This window comes from Brucella cytisi, assembly GCF_038433355.1.
Classification (GTDB): Bacteria; Pseudomonadota; Alphaproteobacteria; order Rhizobiales; family Rhizobiaceae; genus Brucella; species Brucella cytisi.
Genome location: NZ_JBCAUP010000005.1, coordinates 193,284 through 210,745 on the forward strand (window position 1 = coordinate 193,284; position 17,462 = coordinate 210,745).

The window sequence follows — 17,462 nt, forward strand, 5'->3', positions numbered from 1 at the left end:
GGTAAACCTTTGCAAAACAGAGGCAGTTGAACAGGAAAGCCCGCTCACTCGACCGCGAGCGCCTGTTCAATCAGTTTGGCGCCGTCAGGCACCTTTTCGGCGAAGTTCTTATAGGCAGACTCTTTTGCGACCTTAATCCAGGCATCGTAGTCTGCCTTCGACATTTCCACGACCTCGACGCCAGCCTTTTTATACGCCGAAATCATTGCCTCATCGCCCTTGCGTATCTCGCCGTTGAAATAGCTCTCGGCCTTCTCCCCTGCGGCAAGGATGGCTTTCTGTTGTTCGGCTGTCAGTCGATCGAATACCTTTTTTGACATCAGTACAGGCTCGTACATGAACCACAGTGCATTCTCGCCAGGTGCTGTCAGGCATTTAGCCTGTTCAAAAAGCCGATAGGAAACGAAGCTTGCTGATGAAGTGTTGGCGGCATCGAGAACCCCGGTCTGCATTCCGGTGTAAATTTCAGACGATGGCATGGACGAGATTGAAGCCCCGGCTGCAACCAGCATTTCCTCAAATGCGGGGCCTGCCGCACGGATTACCTGGCCCTTGATTGTGTCCGGTGCCGTAATACACTCTTTTTTGGATGCAAATGCTCCTGACAGCCATGCATCTGCAATGACTATTGCCCCGGCGTTTTCGATAATACTTTTGATACTCTTCATGAAGTCGGAGTCATTGAGACGCAGTGCTCGGTCATGGCTCCCGACCAGTCCTGGCATCAAGGTTGCAGAGAACTCCGCATGTCGACCGGAAGCATAATCCAGAGGAAAGGCCGTCATGTCGAGAAGCCCGCGTGTCACAGCGTTCCACTGGTCGTTCGGTTTATACAGTGAAGACCCCGGGAAAACCTGTATCTCCAGATCAACATTGGCTGCGGCAACGTCTCGCGCGATCATCTGCACCATTTCGTCGCGAATATCGCCTTTCCCTCCGGGGAACTGATGAGATGCTTTCAGTACTGTCTGAGCGTTGGCGCTGCCCATCGACATACCTGATGCTGCGATCAATATGGCAAGCGCGAACGTCTTTCCCAAATGGTTTGGCATATTCTCCTCCTCAAGATTATTTTTTATCTCCCGATATGGAGGATTGTATAAACTTGCACACAGAGTCAATATTTTTGTATACAAGATCCGAAACGCCATCTGGAAACGCAAATGAGTGAGAACGCTTTTCATAAGCTCCGCGATGAAATCGAAAACGGGATCGTAACCGGTGTTTTCAAACCGGGAGAGAGGCTTGATGAAGTTCAGCTCGCAGCCCGCTTTGGCGTCTCACGTACACCTATTCGCGAAGCGCTGCTGCAGCTGAGCGCTACTGGACTGATCGAGACACGTCCAAGACGGAGTGCGATAGTTGCGGATCCGGAACCACAACGCATTTTTGAAATGTTTGAAGTCATGAGCGAACTGGAAGGGCTGGCGGGTGCACAGGCTGCCAGAAGGCACACTAATGTTGACCGGGAAGCTTTGCTGGCTGCACATCACGCCTGCCAAATGTCAGTCGAGGGCGAGGATGCGGATGCCTACTACTACGATAATGAAATTTTCCATCGAGCGATCTACGAAGCAAGCCATAATCAGTTTCTTGCTGACCAATGCATGACCCTTCACCGGCGTCTGCGTCCGTACAGACGTCTCCAGCTACGTGTTCGCAACCGGTTGAAAGCATCTTTTGCAGAACACGGTGGAATTGTCGAAGCGATTTTGGCTGGCAAGGACGACATTGCACGTGAATTGCTTCGACGGCATGTAGTTGTGCAAAATGAACGTTTCAGTGATTTGATCGCAAGTCTGAAGAACAGTACCAGTTAACCGGTTTCTTCGGGAAGAGAGACTGTGGTGTTAAAAATCTCCATCGCAGGTGTTACTTCAAAGGGTTAAACTTTCCACTCTTTCCCGATTTTATAGCGATTGACCATCTCGGCAATACGCGTTCCTGCTTCGACAGCCGCGCGGTGGTCTTGCGAGAAGTTCAGACGTACACTGCCATTGTGAGGTCCGAACTCCGTCCCCGGAGTAACAGTGACGTGCGCTTGATGCCGCAGCAATCTGACGAAATCAGGAAGATTAACGGCGAGAGGAGGCAGGGTTGGAAACAAATAGCTTCCTGCCTGTGGTGTGCGAGCCTCGATGCCGCTGCTACGGAAAACCTTTAGCAGGTCGTCCCGGATTGCCTGATGAAGTCTGATGCGTTCGTCGAGCCAGCCTTCCGGCTCGTTGAACCATGTTCTGAATACTGCCTGGTTGTAGCCTGCTGCGCGTAATGAAACGATGGCTTGCAGCTTCTCCATCCTTCCGATTATTGCTGGAGCGCCGAATGCTGCACCGAGCCGGTATCCACTCAGCGACTCTGTTTTGGAAGGCCCCATGATTGTCACCAGCTTTTCAGCTGGCGCTCCACGGGCTCTGGCATGGCTGTAGCCCTCTCCTTCGTAGCGCAGCCGCGAATAGAGCTGATCAACTATGATCGTAACCCCGAACTCGTTCGACAGCGCGATTATCTGGTCGATTTCCGACCCGGAATAAATGGCTCCTGTCGGATTGTTCGGGTTAGAGAACAGGAAAGTTCTGGCGCCCGCCTCAAACGCAGCCCGCAGTTGGGCAAGGTCCAGTCCTGCCTCCGTGACGGAACTCATATAGTTCAACCTAACCGGCACTGCTTTTCCGCCAAAGAATTGAACGAGTTTTCGATTGGCAAAGTAGTCAGGCTGGACTATTGCCACCTTGTCGCCGTCGGTCACAGTGGATGCTACTGCCAGAAAAAGAGCGCCCTGCGTCCCCGGAGTGAGTATAAGGCCCTCGTCAGCACAGACAGGTGCACCGGTGAACGCTTCCAGCCGCTCCGCCAGTTCCGCTCGAATGTCTGATGAACCGCGATATTCTGTATAGGCCTGGCAACTGCCAGCTTCGACAGCGCCCGAAAAAACCTCGAAGGAACCGGGTGTTGGTGTAAAGGCATCAACGTCGCCGTGTGAGAAGTCAACGGGACGTCCTGATATTTCCTGGCCTCGCATCAGGTGGTGGATGTCATTAGCGCTCTGTCTGACTTCCTGACCTGGAGCATTGTCTGTCGCCAGCGCGGAAAATTTCTCGGAAACTGAAACCATTTTAGCCTCGAAAACCAGGAGTTATTGGCGTGCCAGTGCCGGGATCACGCTAACTCGAATGTTATATTAATCACAAGTGCAGAAGTAATCTGACTGGTTGATGCGACCGGCGCGACTTTGTGGCTGAGATCCAGCAAAGTGCATTCATTTTCGTTCAGGGCAGTAATTACTGGATGTCCGGAAAACCAAGATGCAACCAAAAGTATAAAATGATTTCGGTAGCCATGCAATACTGGTTGTCGAAGCGCCCGGAGGGTCAGTGACAATAATTATAATAATATATATTTCCTCATTTCTTATTTTTTTATTGAAATAATTTGATTTGTATAATCAAATGAAGTTGTGATGTTGTCATATTGAGGGAGTGGGAACTTGGTGATTTTGAATAGAATCCTATGGTGTTCAGCGTTTGCCTTGGTCAGCTTAACGAATTCGGCGCGAGCAGAGCAAAACGCGCTTGATATTGAAAAACTGAAGACAGAAATTGCGTCCGGGATCGACTCTCGTGCAAAGCTTGCCCAGGAAATGAATGATTCATTGTTCAGTTTCGGAGAACTTGCTTTTCACGAAGTAGAAACATCGAAGTATATTACCAAAGTCCTGCAGGAAAACGGGTTCACGATCAAAAAGGGAATATCGGGACTGCCGACCGGTTGGGTTGCGACCTGGGGTGAAGGAGAACCTGTAATTAGTTTCGGAAGCGATATTGATGGTCTACCCACAACCTCGCAGTATCCAGGCGTCTCCTACCATAAGCCGATAATCGAAGGTGCTCCTGGACATGGTGAGGGACACAATTCAGGTCAGGCAGTCAATGTTGTCGCTGCATTAGCTCTAAAAGACGTCATGCAGAAGCAAGGCATCAAGGGTACACTCATGTTATGGCCAGGGGTGGCCGAAGAGCTGCTGGGCGGCAAGGCTTATATGGTTCGAGATGGTGTGTTCAAAGACGTTGATGCAGTGATATTTACGCATGTCGGCTCAAACTTGCAGACGGCCTGGGGCCAGCCAAATGGAACTGGCATGGTTTCGGTAGAGTATACCTTCAGCGGCGAATCTGCGCATTCGGCCGGTGCGCCATGGAGAGGACGAAGCGCTTTGGATGGTGTCGAGCTGATGAATATCGGCTGGAACATGCGAAGAGAGCATTTGCGGCCCGAACAGCGATCTCATTATGTCATTACCAAGGGTGGCGACCAGCCCAACGTGGTTCCGCCTGAAGCGACGGTCTGGTATTTCATCCGTGAACTGGATTTCGAGAACATAAGTAAAAATTTCGAGATAGCGAACGTAATGGCGGAATCTGCGGCCAGGATGTCAAATACCAGCGTCGAGCGCCAGATCGTGGGGTCGGCTGCGCCACGGCACTTCAACAAACCGATGGCAGAAGCTGCAGTCGAGAACATGAAAAAGGTCGGTATGCCATCCTGGTCTGATGACGATCAGAAGTTTGCCCGCGCCGTGCAAAAGACTTCCAACGGTAAGGTAGCAGGCCTTGACACCGAGATGAAGGGGTTGATTGCACCGCTGGAAGAACCGAAAAGCGGTGGATCAGATGACATTGGTGACGTCTCGTGGGTCGCACCGACGATCACCATCAACTATCCTTCCAATATCCCCAATCTGCCCGGGCATCATTGGGCAAATGCCATGTCAATGGCAACACCGATCGCTCACAAGGGCGTTGTTACCGGAGCAAAGGTAGTAGGGATGACGGCGCTGGATCTGTTGACCTCTGCTGATCTTTTGAAAGACGCCAAGGCTTACTTTAATGACGTTCAACTGAAGGACCAGAAATATCTGCCTGTTCTCTCTGCCGACGATAAACCACAAATCCAGAAAAATACGGAGATCATGGATAAGTTTCGTCCACAGATGTCCAAATTCTATTATGATCCCTCAAAATACACCACTTATCTCGAGCAACTCGGTGTGAAATATCCGGAAATCGAGCATTGAGTGCTTGATTTTTCAGCTGGAGAGGTCTTGAACCTCTCCAGCTTTTGACTGATCACTACGGGGTTAGCGAGGATAGATAAATCCGTCTTGTTTTCGTTTTTTCTGGATGCATGAACGGATAGTTGCCGATTAATCGACGGTTTTCCTTCGCGCCAGGCCGGGCACGACTTTAATCAGGTTCGCATGCTGTCCGTCTCCGCTGCCGGTCCGCTATCAGGGACGGGAGCCGCCTTTAATGACAACGCGGTCAGTCCCGCAGCAACCATAAAGGCTCCGACCACCCACAGACCGGCTTTCGGAGAGCCGGTGAGGTCAGTAAGCCAGCCGGTTACGTATGGGCCGACAAAACCGGCCAGATTGCCCAGCGAATTGATGAGAGCAATACCGCCCGCTGCTGCCGCACCGGTCAGAAATGTGGTTGGTAAAGGCCAGAAAGTCGGCAAGGCAGAGCAAATGCCCATTGCACAGATCGTTACCGCAATCATGGTGGTAAAAGGTGATTGTAGATAAAGGGCGACGGGGATTGCAATGCCGCCGATTATTGCGGGAAGAGCTACGTGCCATACGCGTTCGCGCGTTCTGTCGCCATGTCGGGCCCAGAAATACATGGCTATCGCCCCGAATACATAAGGGACAGCAACGATGAAGCCTTGCTCAATCACGGAATAGTTCGTGTTATAGGTCTGCTGGAAGCCAGCAATGATTGTTGGCAGAAAAAAACCCACAGCATAAAGGCCGTAAACAATGCCGAAATAGACGAAGGCAAGCGCGAGGACGCGCGGTTGTGTCAGAGCTTTGCGAAGGGGATAGTGATACCGTTTGCCTGTTTCTGCATGTTCGGTATCCATTTCGTTTTGTAACCAGTTTCGCTCTTGCAGCGTAAGCCAGGCAGCGTCTTTTGGTCTGTCTGTAAGGTAAAACCAGCAGCAGATACCCAGAAGAATGGCGGGTAACCCTTGCATGAGGAACATGAAGCGCCAGCCATCAAGACCAAACATCATCCCGTGTCCGACTTCGATTAGCCAGGCTGAAAGAGGTGCGCCAAAGACTGAGGAAAGCGGAATTGCCACCATGAACAGGGCAACGGCCTTTGCCCGTTCGCGCTTGGGAAACCAGAAAGTCAGATAAAGGATAATACCGGGGAAGAAGCCAGCTTCGGCAATCCCCAGGAGAAAACGTAACCCGTAAAGAGTTCCGGCATTCGGAACAAATGCCATGGCTGAAGCAACGATACCCCAACTCACCATAATACGGGCAATCCATCGCCGTGCACCGACTTTGTGCAGGACCAGATTACTTGGCACTTCAAGTAGCAGGTAGCCAATAAAAAAAATGCCGGACGCCAAACCGAAAGCCGCCTTGTCAAGCCCGAGTGTTTCATTCATTCCATGCGGGGCTGCAAAGCCAATATTCGTACGATCAAGGTAGTTGATGAAATAAAGGAGCCCCAGAAACGGCGAAAGCCGCCAGGCGACTTTGCGCAATACGCGCTCACGCATCATTTCTCCGGCGGGTTCATTACCGAAATTTCTGGACACAAGCTCCTCCCTCGGTCGCAGTTTCAATATCCGCCCGTTTCCAGCCTATTTGAGAAAACAAGCTACGACCAGCGATGTCATCTGTTCTCCCCTCAAAATATTGCATCACCGACGCAGTATTCACGGTGGACATAGCAGTTCGCCGATACCATGCCGCAAATCGTGTCACGCGGGCAGCGTGTAGTTGAGGCGGGAAGGGCGCGACCACCGAAATCAGCAAAGCAGTCTGGTGGCGATTGGACAGAGATTGGCGAGCAGGCTTCCTCCTGCAAGGTACAAGCAGTTGAACCTGCAGTCGGGCTGGCAGACCTTTCGATGAGGGCGTCGGAATAGTCGAGTGTCTGTCCGGTTACGGGGATGTTTTGTATTCTGCCAGGTATCCCAAACGAAGGTAGTGTGAGCCTTGACCTTTCGTCTGGCGCAAAGTAGATCATTCGCGCAACAATCGGACCTCAGCATTGGAAATTGTTTTTGACCAGGCCCAGGTAACTTTCAGCCAGCGCGTGGTGCTTAAGCCGCTGTCGCTGACGCTGACTGAGCAACGGATTGGGATCATTGGTCTCAACGGATCGGGAAAAAGTACGTTCTCGCGACTGATTAACGGGCTCCTGTTGCCTTCCTCCGGTCGCGTCATCACCAATGGTCACGACACCGCAACCAATGTCGTCCGGGCACGCGCGACCGTTGGCTATGTCTTTCAGAACCCGTCAGCCCAGATCATCATGCCGCTGGTCAGGGAAGATATCGCACTCGGCCTGCAGTCTCGCCGCCACTCGAAAATCGATGTCGATAAGGCGGTACTTGGTGCTCTTGAGCGCGTCGGTGCCGCACACCTTCTGGAGCGGCGTGCACATGAGCTCTCGGGCGGGGAGGTTCAGCTCGCCGCGCTGGCTGCAGTTCTCGCCACTGCGCCCGAAATCGTTATTATGGACGAGCCCACCAACCAGTTGGACCTTCTCAACCGCAACCTCGTCGAGCGGACAATTCGCACTTTGACAGAAAACGTCATCGTTGTGACCCATGACCTGGCGCTGGTTTCGGAATTCCCGCGCGTACTTCTTTTCCACGAAGGGAGACTTGCACATGACGGACCCGCTGAAGAAACCATCGACCACTACCTGAAGCTCGTTGCATGATGATGCCAGAGCGCCCCGATAGCAGCCTGATCCACAGACTTCGCCCGGAGGCAAAGTTACTTGTTCTTTTCGTTTGCAGTATTTTTCTGTTTGTTCTGACCTCTCCGCTGGCCTTGATCTGGCCGGCGGGCGCAATATTAGCAATTACTGTGCTGTGTTGCAGTCCGGCTTTTCTACAGTGGCTCAGAGCCTGGCCGCTGCTCCTGACCATTGCAGCACTTGGCATCTGGACATTTTTTGCCAGGGGATTGGAAGAGACTTTAGTCATCCTGCTCCGTCTGGGCGCGCTCAGCCTGCTTGCCACCATAGTTACGGCGACCACAACGGTCGGACAGTTTATCAGCACGATTACACGTCTGGTCCGTCCTTTGGAAAAGCTTGGTGTTGTTAATGCGAGAGATGCCGGCCTGGTCATAGGTCTTGTCGTCCGCTTCGTGCCCGAGGTACAGGCCCGGTACCGGAGTGTTGTCGATGCTCATCGAGCCAGAGGCATCGGGCTGAAACTATCCACCATCATCGTGCCGATCATCATTGCAGTCATTTTGAGTGCTGATGAGATCGCCAATGCGATCGACGCTCGCAACATCCGTGACACACAGTCACGGAACAATTGAAAGTTCAGAAGAAGTGACCACGAGATCCCTGGTTCTTGTCGCCCTGTTTACTGCGATAATTGTGGTTCTAGGACTAGTTCCACCTGTTATGGTCGGCTTTTTCCCTGTTCCTATACATGCTCAGAGCCTGGGTGTTCTTCTCGCCGGTGTTGTTCTCGGTGCACGCGGGGGGGCTTTAAGTGTTCTGCTCCTCTGGGTTCTTGTCGCGGTAGGTCTACCTGTCCTGTCTGGCGGGAGAGGCGGGCTTGTGGTGTTCCTCGGCCCGACAGCAGGTTATCTGGTTGGGTTTCTCCCCGCCGCCTATGTTACGGGTTGGTTGTCCGGCATGACAGACGACCGCATCTACGATCGCCGGCAATTGGCTGCGGCCTTTTTTCTCGCTACAACCATTGGAGTGGTGATCGACCATGCTTTCGGAATCGCGTGGCTTTCATTCGTTGCAGGTCTGACGCTTGCTGAGGCGACCATCGGTAATCTGATCTTCGTGCCTGGTGACCTCATCAAAGGCGCTATCGCTGCCTATGTCGGTGTCCTGCTCAGGAACAATTTCGGTAACCTTTCCCGGATTGGATGAATATAACGGTTGCCTCATCTGTAGCATTGCGAGGATGCTGGCCTTTGTAGCAGCGCGGACCAGGGAGATGGTTGAGCGCCTTGGCGGCGATGTTGGGATAGTTGGCCTGATGGAAAGCGTGCGGCAGCAGGTGTTTCCATCACGATTGCCCGAATGCGTTCTGTTGGGTATCGCTCTCGGACGGGTGGCAATAACGTTTTCATACGTAAAACAGGCGGCATCCACTGGATTCCGATCTGCATTCGCCTTGTTATGGTTCGGTGTGAAACCGTTTAACTTAAAGGTCGCTGGCCTTGTATTAATGTGCCTGAACACCCTCCACCTGCGGGTGCGCAGACGCGTACCGGTGGGGATGAAGTTGGTGTTCAGGCGGAGGTAGTGTCTGCGACCGAAATAAGGAAATCATTACCCCGCGCGACTGCGCCCGTACGTCCGTTAATGGTGTGATAACGATTTTATCCATCGGTATGTGCGCCTCAGCTGCATGGACCGGATTGGCGTGATGACTTTGAGCCAAAAAAGTCTTGATGGTTTGAACCCGGATTAAATGGCTGAAGCGATCTGGTTCGGAATTACACTCCGCTCTGCTATCATCGTTTTGATGCCATCACGAATGGTGTGCTCCTTTGCCGTTCACCGGTCAGTCTGTATAAAGCGTTGGCGATGGCTGGAACAACAGCCGGATTTGAAAGTTCTCCAACGCCAGTTGGATGTTCGTGATCGCCCTGTATGACCGTAATATCGATATCCGGCATGTGAGACTGACGCATGACGGGATAGGTATCAAAGTTGGCCTGCATTACACGGCCTTCGGTGATGTCAACGCGGTCGAAAAGTGCATGTCCCACGCCCCACATTATGCCTCCGTAGAGCTGTTCTTCAACGCTTCCGGGATGCACTGCCAGTCCACAGTCGGCAACACATGTGATTCGACGTATCTCGACTGTCCCGCCGGTCTTCTCAAGTTCAGCCACGATCGCAATGAAGCTTTTATATCCCTGGTTCGTTGCCAGTCCTAGTGCCCGATGCGGGGGAAGGGGCCTGTTCCAGCCCGCGCGTTGAGCGGCGCTGCGAAGGACGTTCATGTGGCGTGGCCTGTCCGACATCCGTGATATACGAAAGGCAAGGGGGTCCTTCCCCGCGAGATCGGCCATTTCGTCCATAAAGCTCTCTGTGGCAAATACGTTAGGAATAAAGCTGACGGCCCGATACCATCCGGTTGGCATGCCGGTTTCGTGACGTATCCAGCCGATATCCAGGTTTTTGGGAGCATAGGCGAAGTCCCACGCGCAGATCGATTCTGTCGTGCTGTAATCCATCTTGTCCTGGCGTTCATAGTAGCCAGGTTCCCATTCTTCGGGTGATGCCGGAGAGACCGCGCGAAGCTTTAACGCCAGCAGCTCGCCATTCTGATCGATTGCCCCGGATAGTTCCGTCAAAGTTGCAGCATGGTAATAGAGCTGCTTCATTTCATCTTCTCGACTATAAATCAGTTTGACCGGTCGCCTGGTCTCTCTGGCAAGATAGGTTGCTTCCAGAAGCCAATGCCGCGACTCCCTGGCTCCAAAACTCCCGCCGCCGGTCAGTTCATGCAGCACCACATCTTCCTCACCAAGACCGAGAAGGGTACTTGCGGCAAACAATGCGTTGCTGGGTATCTGAAGCCCTCCCCAGTAATGAACTTTTCCGTCGCGAATTTCCACAGTTACACTTTGCGGTTCCATGGGGTTCTGTGCCTTGTAGGGCATGATATATTCGGACCGAAGTGTTCTGGCGGCTGTCGAAATTGCCTGCTCTGCGTTGCCGTTGCTGATTGTAGGTACAAATGGGGCTTGTGGTGATACAAGAGCGGATCTTTGCTGATGTGCAATATGCGCACTGTTGAAGGTGGAAAATTCACCATCGTCCCACTCGATTTGCAGACGGTCACGTCCGGACATGGACGCCCAATAGCTATCAGCCAGTACGGCTACGCCTTCCTGATTGCCACCCAATACAGAACGATCCGCTGCGGGAATAGTGATTACATGCTGCACGCCGGATACTGCGAGGCTCCCCTCCTTGTTCAGGGTTTTGACATGTCCATGAACAGTGGGTGCATGCAGGATGGTAGCAATCAGCATTCTCGGGAGTTTGACGTCAATACCAAAAGTGTGTTCGCCGGTAAGCTTGGAGAGAGTATCGATCTTGCGGGTGAGCTGCCCAATTATCCGAAATTTGTCGGGCGTCTTCAACGTTACATTTGTAGGCGTTTCCATAAGCGCTGCAAGTTGGGTAAGTTTTCCGTATTCCAGCCGCCGTCCGGTTCGAGAGTGGATGACCTGCCCCTGTTCTGCATGACATTCGCCGGCACCTACTCCCCATCGATCTGCAGCCGCATTGATGAGCATGGTGCGGGCTATAGCGCCTGCCTTACGTAAGGTTTCAAACTCAAGCATCACGCTTGTACTTCCGCCAGTTGAAAAAACATGCCATTGCGGGTGGAGATAGTCCTGAATGAAAGGGTTCTCCGGAGAGATCACTGTCACCTGCTCAAGCCCGACTTCCAGCTCTTCCGCAAGAATTGCACCAAGTGACGACCTTGTTCCTGTTCCTGAATCGTGTTTGTGAACGACAAGGTGGACGGAATTGTCAGGCAGTATGCGCACAAATGCATTGGGCTGGAATGTTTTCTCTATCGCCGCTTCCGCCCGACCGCCGGATAAATCCACTCCTACAAGGAGTTCCGCGCCCATTGTTGCTGTCGCCATCAGAAACTGTCGGCGGGTAGTACGGATATCTGGCAAAGGCACTGGCTTGCTCCGTAAAATGAGTTGGAACTGCGGTAAGGTAGGGAACCCACGAACAGGTATGCTGAAGCGCCAATGCCTGCGCCTTTGCTCCCCGAGAAATCCTGTCCAGGCACGAGGTCAGGCAAGTTCACCAGAATTGCACCAAAGCGTAACACCGCAGCTCTGGAAATCTACGTCTATAACGACCGAAGTAGACTGTACAATATTCGTTTCAGATCACCGGAATAGCTTCCGCGAATGGTTCAGAATGGATCGTGTTTCGATTATCCGGTCATTGTGCAAAGTCCTGACGAACAACCTTCAGGATTCCAGTGATACGTCAATGCTATCGCCACCATGCGATTTTCGTCTTTTACACACCGGTGACAATTCAACATGCTGCTATGCCGATGGACGTCGTTTTCGGGAGGACCGCGTGCTGAAATTCAATATTAACGAGAAAAGCTATCAGGTCGATATCGCCGGGGATACGCCACTCCTATGGGTCCTGCGTGATGAACTCGGGCTTACCGGTACCAAATACGGATGCGGTCAGGGGCTTTGCGGAGCTTGCACGGTGCATATGGACGGAGTTGCAGTGCGATCATGCCAGGTGCTGGCGGGAGATGTTGGTGACAGCGTAATTACAACAATTGAAGGGCTGGGTTCTGCCGAGCATCTTCATCCCGTACAGCAAGCCTGGTTTGACGAGGATGTGCCGCAATGTGGATACTGTCAGCCAGGGCAGATGATGTCTGCTGCTGCATTGCTGCTCGAAAATCCTGCACCTACCGACGACGATATAACAACGGCTATGGATGGAAATATTTGCCGGTGTGGCACCTACGGCCGGATTCGTCGAGCTATTCATCGAGCTGCTGCTACACTTGAAAACAGGGGCAAGCAATGACCAGATCCTTCAATTCGCAACGGTTGGATGTGAGGAAGCCAACCGGACATTCATCAGACAGGCGATCATTTCTCAAACTGGGTGCGGTTGCTGGACTTGGTCTGATCCTTGAAGTTCGAGCTGGTGGAATTAGCAAAGCACTTGCCGGTACGAATAGAATAACGGAGAGCGAACCGCTGTTTCCAAGCGCCTGGATACGAATTGGCTCGGATAACCGGATCCAGCTCGTGTCGCACAAGTTCGACAGTGGTACCGGAATGAGAAACGCACTTGGCCTCATTCTGGCCGAGGAACTTGATGTCGACTGGAACAAGGTTGAAGTGGTGTCACCCGATGACCCTCTCGCTAAAGAATACATTCATCCCCTTTGGGGGATGCACGCAACTGGTGGCGGTACGACGGTTGCTCTGGAATGGACCAATATGCGGCGAGCTGGCGCGACAGCACGTGCGATGCTTGTCGCGGAAGCCGCTGAACGCTGGTCAGTCGACGTCGATGCCTTAAGTACGCGAGGAGGGCAGGTGATCGACCGGCACAGCGATCGATCACTGCATTACGGTGAGCTTGCGGAAGGTGCTGCGAAGCGAGTCTTGCCTGAAAGTGTTTCACTGAAAAATCCACGGGATTTCCGTCTCGTCGGAAAACCACACCACAGCTACAATCTGAAAGACAAGCTGACCGGCAAGGCCCAGTATGCAATCGATCTGCGCTTGCCCGATATGGTGACGGCGATTGTGGTGCATGCGCCGGTTATTAAAGCGCGACTTAAAAGTTTCAACAAGGATGAGATCAAGGCATCGCCAGGCATTATTGATGCTTTCGAAATGGATTTACCTGAAATCATCGCGCATTTCCGACCGGACCATCCTCCCGCAGCGCCACTGAATGGCGCCACTCAGTCCGGTATCGCAATCGTCGGTCGTAGTTTCTGGGCATGTCAGCGAGCCCGTGCGTTACTTAAGGCAGAATGGCACCCTTCGCCGATGGCTGATTTCAGTTCCGATCAAGCGATTGCTGATATGGAAAAGCATGTGCAAGATGCCGGTTTAAAGGCCCATTACGTCGGGGAGCCCGAGCAGGTTTTTCGAAACGGGGGCAAAAGCCTCGAAGCGATATATCGAATGCCTTATAAAGCACACGCTCAGATGGAACCTCAGTCGGTAATCGCGTGGGTTAAGGCTGACGAAGTGGAGTATTGGGGAGGCATTCAGGTGCCGTCGCGTTGTGCCCAGGCATGTGAGACGATTGCCGGAGTTCCCAGAGATAAGGTGCGCATTCACATAACCGATGCAGGCGGAAGTTTCGGAGCACGCGAGGGGCTGCATCCCATTCTGGAAGTTACTTATATAGCCAGGAAAACGGGCAGGCCAGTCAAACTGTTATATAGTCGCGAAGACGACATCAGAGGACTTTATTATCATTCGGCCACTGTGCATAAAGCACGCTTTGCGTTTGATCAGAGAGGAAAGCCGGGTGCTTTTAGTCTAAGAGCAGTGTCTCCTTCAATCAAACAAGCCGATGATCCCGGTTTCCTCTCCAAGGTCCCGGTGGACCCAAGTTGCACTGAAGGCATCAGGGACGACTTCTATTATGATATTGATGCATTAGACCTGGCCTGGGTTCGCCATGAACCGGGGTTCCCCCATTGGTGGTGGCGTGCCGTTAGCTATGTCCCCAATATATTTGCTGTCGAAAGTATGATTGATGAAGCTGCATATGCGGCGCGAGAAGATCCGCTAGCGTTTCGCCGTAAAATGCTTGCGCGTCGACCTGACCTTGTACGCGTATTAGATCGCGCAGCCGAATTATCCGGATGGACCAGTGCGGTAGCGTCACGACGCAAGGGTGAAGGACGTGGTATGGGGGTCGCAACCTACGAGGGTTACAAAAGCAATATCGCTGTCATAGCCAACGTGAGCGTTGAAGCGGGGAATATTCGGATTCTCGGTTTGACCTGTGTTGCTGATTGTGGCGTGGCCGTTGACCCTGTGTCTGTAGAGCAGCAAATTGCTGGTGGAATCTATTGGGGAATATCAACGGCTTTAATGAACGAAATTCACATTGAACAGGGAATGGTGCGTGAAAGCAATTTTCATGATTATCCCGTCGTTCGGATGAGTGATGCACCGCCTCTCACGATAGAAGTACTGCCACCATCTGACAGACCGCCAAGCGGTGTCGGTGAACTATCAAATCCTGTTGTGGTCCCGGCGATAGGAAATGCGATATTCGCAGCGACGGGGAGGCGCCTGCGTCAAACTCCGTTCCGGGTAACAGCTTAATTCATTTCCTGCTTCCGGTCAGCTTTAGATGCCCGGAGAATTGAAGACTGAGAGCAATTCGATGAAAAAACCTCCAACAACCCTGATGTTATCGGCCATATTTTTGCTTCTTGCCAGTGGCAATTACTCTAACGCGGCCGAAATTGAAGTAAAAATGCTGAACAGGGGCGAGAAAGGCCCAATGGTTTTCGAGCCGGATTTTGTTCAGGCCAATCCGGGCGATACGATCAGTTTTATCGCAACGGACCGTGGGCATGACGTTATGAGTATTCCGGGTATGCTTCCCGAGAAAGCAAAGTCATTCAAGAGTAAAATGGGCGAGAATTTTAGCATTACGCTCCAGGACGAAGGGGTTTACGGGGTAAAATGCTCGCCGCATTATGGGATGGGTATGGTTGCCCTGATCGTGATTGGAAAACCTGTCAATGAGGCTGAAGCGACCGGCAAGACACATCCGGGTAAAGCAAAACAGCGGTTTTCTGAACTTTTCAAGCTGATGAGCCAGCACTGACACCGTCGCAAGCTCACGCCTTGACAGCAAGTGAAGTTACGAGCTCCCGAAAGGGTTCGGCGACAGTGAGATCGGCATCTCGGCATACTGTGGCATAAACATCTGCGTTCAGTCCATCAGCATCGAAGGAAATGAATGATACCCGATCACGATAAAAGCCCTGCATGTTTGCGGGCAGTATACTCATCCCCAAACCAGCGCCGACCAGACTAAGAACTACTGTGGGATCCGTTGATGTGTGAACGATACGCGTGCCGACAACGGCTTTGCGGCAGCTTGCAAGGATCTCCCTTATGAGGGGACTGCGCCCATCCAGCATGATCAGATCTTCTGAATTGATATCCTGGATGCCGATGACCGTTCTGGAGGCTAAGGCGTGAGTTAATGGCAAGGCGGCAACCAGTTTCTGGGGATAGGCGAGGAACGATTTCAATTCGCCATAACTCGTACGGTTACAGGAAAAACCGATATCTATGTCTCCGTTGAGTAAGGCCTGTTCCTGCCGGTCAGGTAATAGCTCGTGCAATGACCAATCGATATTAGGTTTCAGTTCGCGAAAACGGCGCAATGCGGTCGGGAGGATACCATGGAGAAGGGAGTTTATTATGCCAATTCGAATGAACCCTTCAAGCCCCTCCGCTGCGCGGCGCACAATCTGTTCGGTGCTGTTGCAATCGCTTACGATCGCTCTGGCGCGCACCAGAAGCATTTCGCCGGCAAGCGTTAGCTTGGCCCCCTGTCGGTTGCGGTCGAAAAGACGCACACCCAGCCTGTCCTCCAGCAGTTTTATCTGCTGGCTGAGTGGGGGTTGGGACATATGTAAGCGCTCGGCGGCACGGCTGAAGTTTTTCTCTTCAGCAACGGCGATGAAATACTCTAACTGTCTGAGGTTCATGAATAGGTTGCCGCTTTTCTTGATTGCTTTGGAGATAGGTGCGGAAACCGCAGGCAATTATAGCGGACTTGAAGTTACAGGCAATCCCGCTTTCCGAAAGGACACCCCCGAGCGCATGGATTGCGTTTCCAGTATGACCTGTTTCCTAACGACAAGGATTTGCACATGACGGAGCTAATGCAGGATGTTCGCTTGTCGCGTTCCACCGATCAACCTCTGGAAATCCTTCGGTTTGCCAACGACGAAGCGAGGGCAGGGCGACGCTGTGCGTTGGTTACACTCGTTGAAATAGAAGGGGGGGCATCGCGAGCGCTAGGCACGCAAATGGCGGTGAGCGAAAACGGTCGCTACTGCGGTTACATATCCGGAGGATGTATAGAGGCCACCGTTGCGCGCGCCGCTATAATCGCATTAAGCCGGGGACAAAGCAGATTGCTTCGACTGGGGCTTGGCTCACCCTACTTCGACATTGTGCTGCCTTGTGGCGGTGGTATTACCCTGGCGATACATATTATAACACAACCGGAAGAGATTGCCGAACTCGTGCTTGGTCTCGAGAAACGGAGGGAAATGACGCTCGAATTGAGGCTCGCAACTGATGATGTTGTGGCTTGCATGTCAAATCGGGCGAGCGGTTGGGACGGGGAGAAATTTGTGGTCGGTTACATGCCTGCTCCGCAGATTCTGCTTTTTGGACAAGGGATCGAACCGGATGCGTTCAGTGAATTGGCACATGCAGCCGGAATCGCGGTAGAAAGGCCTGAGTCAGTTGATCGAATACATATAGATTCATATACAGCGGTGGTGCTGCTTCAGCATGATCTGGAGAAGGATATGCCTGTGCTGCAAGCGGCACTTGCGACCGACGCCTTCTACATTGGTTGTCTGGGCAGCCTCAAAACTCATCGAAAACGCGGTGAACGTCTGATAGAACTCGGGTTCGTGCCATCACAGATTGGGCGTATCCGGGCTCCTATCGGCATGTGGGGGCCAACACGTGATGCACGAAGCCTGGCTATTTCCGTTCTGGCGGAAGTTGTTGCCCGGTATAACAAGATCCCTGTTGATAATTCTACGCCGGTGACTGGTCCAACAGTTTTCATTTCCGACCAGGTCAATCAAAGTCTGTGTGACTCTTGTAACCGGGAATACTAGGT

Annotated in this window: 14 protein-coding genes; 9 read left to right on the top strand and 5 right to left on the bottom strand. The window is 52.4% G+C overall.

From position 1 onward, the window contains the following. Positions 1–44 precede the first annotated feature (44 nt). Entirely contained in the window at positions 45–995 is a 951-nt protein-coding gene (locus AAE521_RS07125; RefSeq protein WP_342060942.1) for a TRAP transporter substrate-binding protein, read from the bottom strand. A gap of 168 nt (positions 996–1,163) precedes the next feature. On the opposite strand from AAE521_RS07125, the gene AAE521_RS07130 reads away from it, so the two are divergent. Beyond that, on the top strand, positions 1,164–1,820 hold the full coding sequence (locus AAE521_RS07130) for a GntR family transcriptional regulator (protein ID WP_342060870.1): 657 nt from the start codon (positions 1,164–1,166) through the stop codon (positions 1,818–1,820). Positions 1,821–1,885: 65 nt separating this feature from the next. Here the strand turns inward: AAE521_RS07130 and AAE521_RS07135 are convergent, their stop codons facing one another. Continuing rightward, complete coding sequence (locus AAE521_RS07135) at positions 1,886–3,115, bottom strand: pyridoxal phosphate-dependent aminotransferase (RefSeq protein WP_342060871.1); 1,230 nt, start codon at positions 3,113–3,115, stop codon at positions 1,886–1,888. A gap of 375 nt (positions 3,116–3,490) precedes the next feature. Between AAE521_RS07135 and AAE521_RS07140 the strand changes: the two genes are divergently transcribed. Further along, a complete protein-coding gene (locus tag AAE521_RS07140) occupies positions 3,491–5,074 on the top strand; it encodes an amidohydrolase (protein WP_342060943.1) in 1,584 nt (527 codons plus the stop codon). A 173-nt stretch (positions 5,075–5,247) separates the two neighbouring features. Here AAE521_RS07140 and AAE521_RS07145 read toward each other — a convergent pair whose 3' ends face one another. Continuing rightward, a complete protein-coding gene (locus tag AAE521_RS07145; protein WP_235817642.1) occupies positions 5,248–6,612 on the bottom strand; it encodes an MFS transporter in 1,365 nt (454 codons plus the stop codon). A 458-nt stretch (positions 6,613–7,070) separates the two neighbouring features. On the opposite strand from AAE521_RS07145, the gene AAE521_RS07150 reads away from it, so the two are divergent. From AAE521_RS07150 to AAE521_RS07160, 3 genes are read left to right on the top strand one after another with little or no spacing between them, the layout of a single operon-like run. Continuing rightward, positions 7,071–7,748 (top strand): energy-coupling factor ABC transporter ATP-binding protein, encoded by a 678-nt coding sequence (locus AAE521_RS07150; RefSeq protein ID WP_342060872.1) that lies wholly within the window; start codon positions 7,071–7,073, stop codon positions 7,746–7,748. Continuing rightward, on the top strand, positions 7,745–8,362 hold the full coding sequence (locus AAE521_RS07155) for a CbiQ family ECF transporter T component (protein ID WP_342060873.1): 618 nt from the start codon (positions 7,745–7,747) through the stop codon (positions 8,360–8,362). Before AAE521_RS07150 ends, AAE521_RS07155 begins: the two co-directional genes overlap by 4 nt. A gap of 13 nt (positions 8,363–8,375) precedes the next feature. After that, positions 8,376–8,936: a biotin transporter BioY gene (locus AAE521_RS07160; protein ID WP_342060874.1), complete on the top strand. Its 561-nt coding sequence runs from the start codon at positions 8,376–8,378 to the stop codon at positions 8,934–8,936. A gap of 590 nt (positions 8,937–9,526) precedes the next feature. On the opposite strand, the gene AAE521_RS07165 is transcribed toward AAE521_RS07160, so the two are convergent. Beyond that, positions 9,527–11,728 carry a xanthine dehydrogenase family protein molybdopterin-binding subunit gene (locus AAE521_RS07165; protein WP_342060875.1) on the bottom strand — a complete coding sequence of 734 codons (2,202 nt, stop codon included), beginning with the start codon at positions 11,726–11,728 and terminating at the stop codon, positions 9,527–9,529. 415 nt (positions 11,729–12,143) lie between these two features. Here AAE521_RS07165 and AAE521_RS07170 point away from each other — a divergent pair, with 415 nt between their 5' ends. The 3 genes from AAE521_RS07170 (at position 12,144) to AAE521_RS07180 (ending at position 15,410) form a co-directional block, all read left to right on the top strand. Continuing rightward, complete coding sequence (locus AAE521_RS07170) at positions 12,144–12,617, top strand: (2Fe-2S)-binding protein (protein WP_143132770.1); 474 nt, start codon at positions 12,144–12,146, stop codon at positions 12,615–12,617. Further along, entirely contained in the window at positions 12,614–14,899 is a 2,286-nt protein-coding gene (locus AAE521_RS07175) for a xanthine dehydrogenase family protein molybdopterin-binding subunit (protein WP_342060876.1), read from the top strand. Before AAE521_RS07170 ends, AAE521_RS07175 begins: the two co-directional genes overlap by 4 nt. Positions 14,900–14,960: 61 nt before the next feature. Beyond that, entirely contained in the window at positions 14,961–15,410 is a 450-nt protein-coding gene (locus tag AAE521_RS07180; RefSeq protein WP_342060877.1) for a pseudoazurin, read from the top strand. A gap of 13 nt (positions 15,411–15,423) precedes the next feature. On the opposite strand, the gene AAE521_RS07185 is transcribed toward AAE521_RS07180, so the two are convergent. Further along, complete coding sequence (locus tag AAE521_RS07185) at positions 15,424–16,305, bottom strand: LysR family transcriptional regulator (protein WP_342060878.1); 882 nt, start codon at positions 16,303–16,305, stop codon at positions 15,424–15,426. A 165-nt stretch (positions 16,306–16,470) separates the two neighbouring features. Here AAE521_RS07185 and AAE521_RS07190 point away from each other — a divergent pair, with 165 nt between their 5' ends. Further along, complete coding sequence (locus AAE521_RS07190; protein ID WP_342060879.1) at positions 16,471–17,460, top strand: XdhC family protein; 990 nt, start codon at positions 16,471–16,473, stop codon at positions 17,458–17,460. The last annotated feature ends 2 nt before the right edge of the window (positions 17,461–17,462 follow it).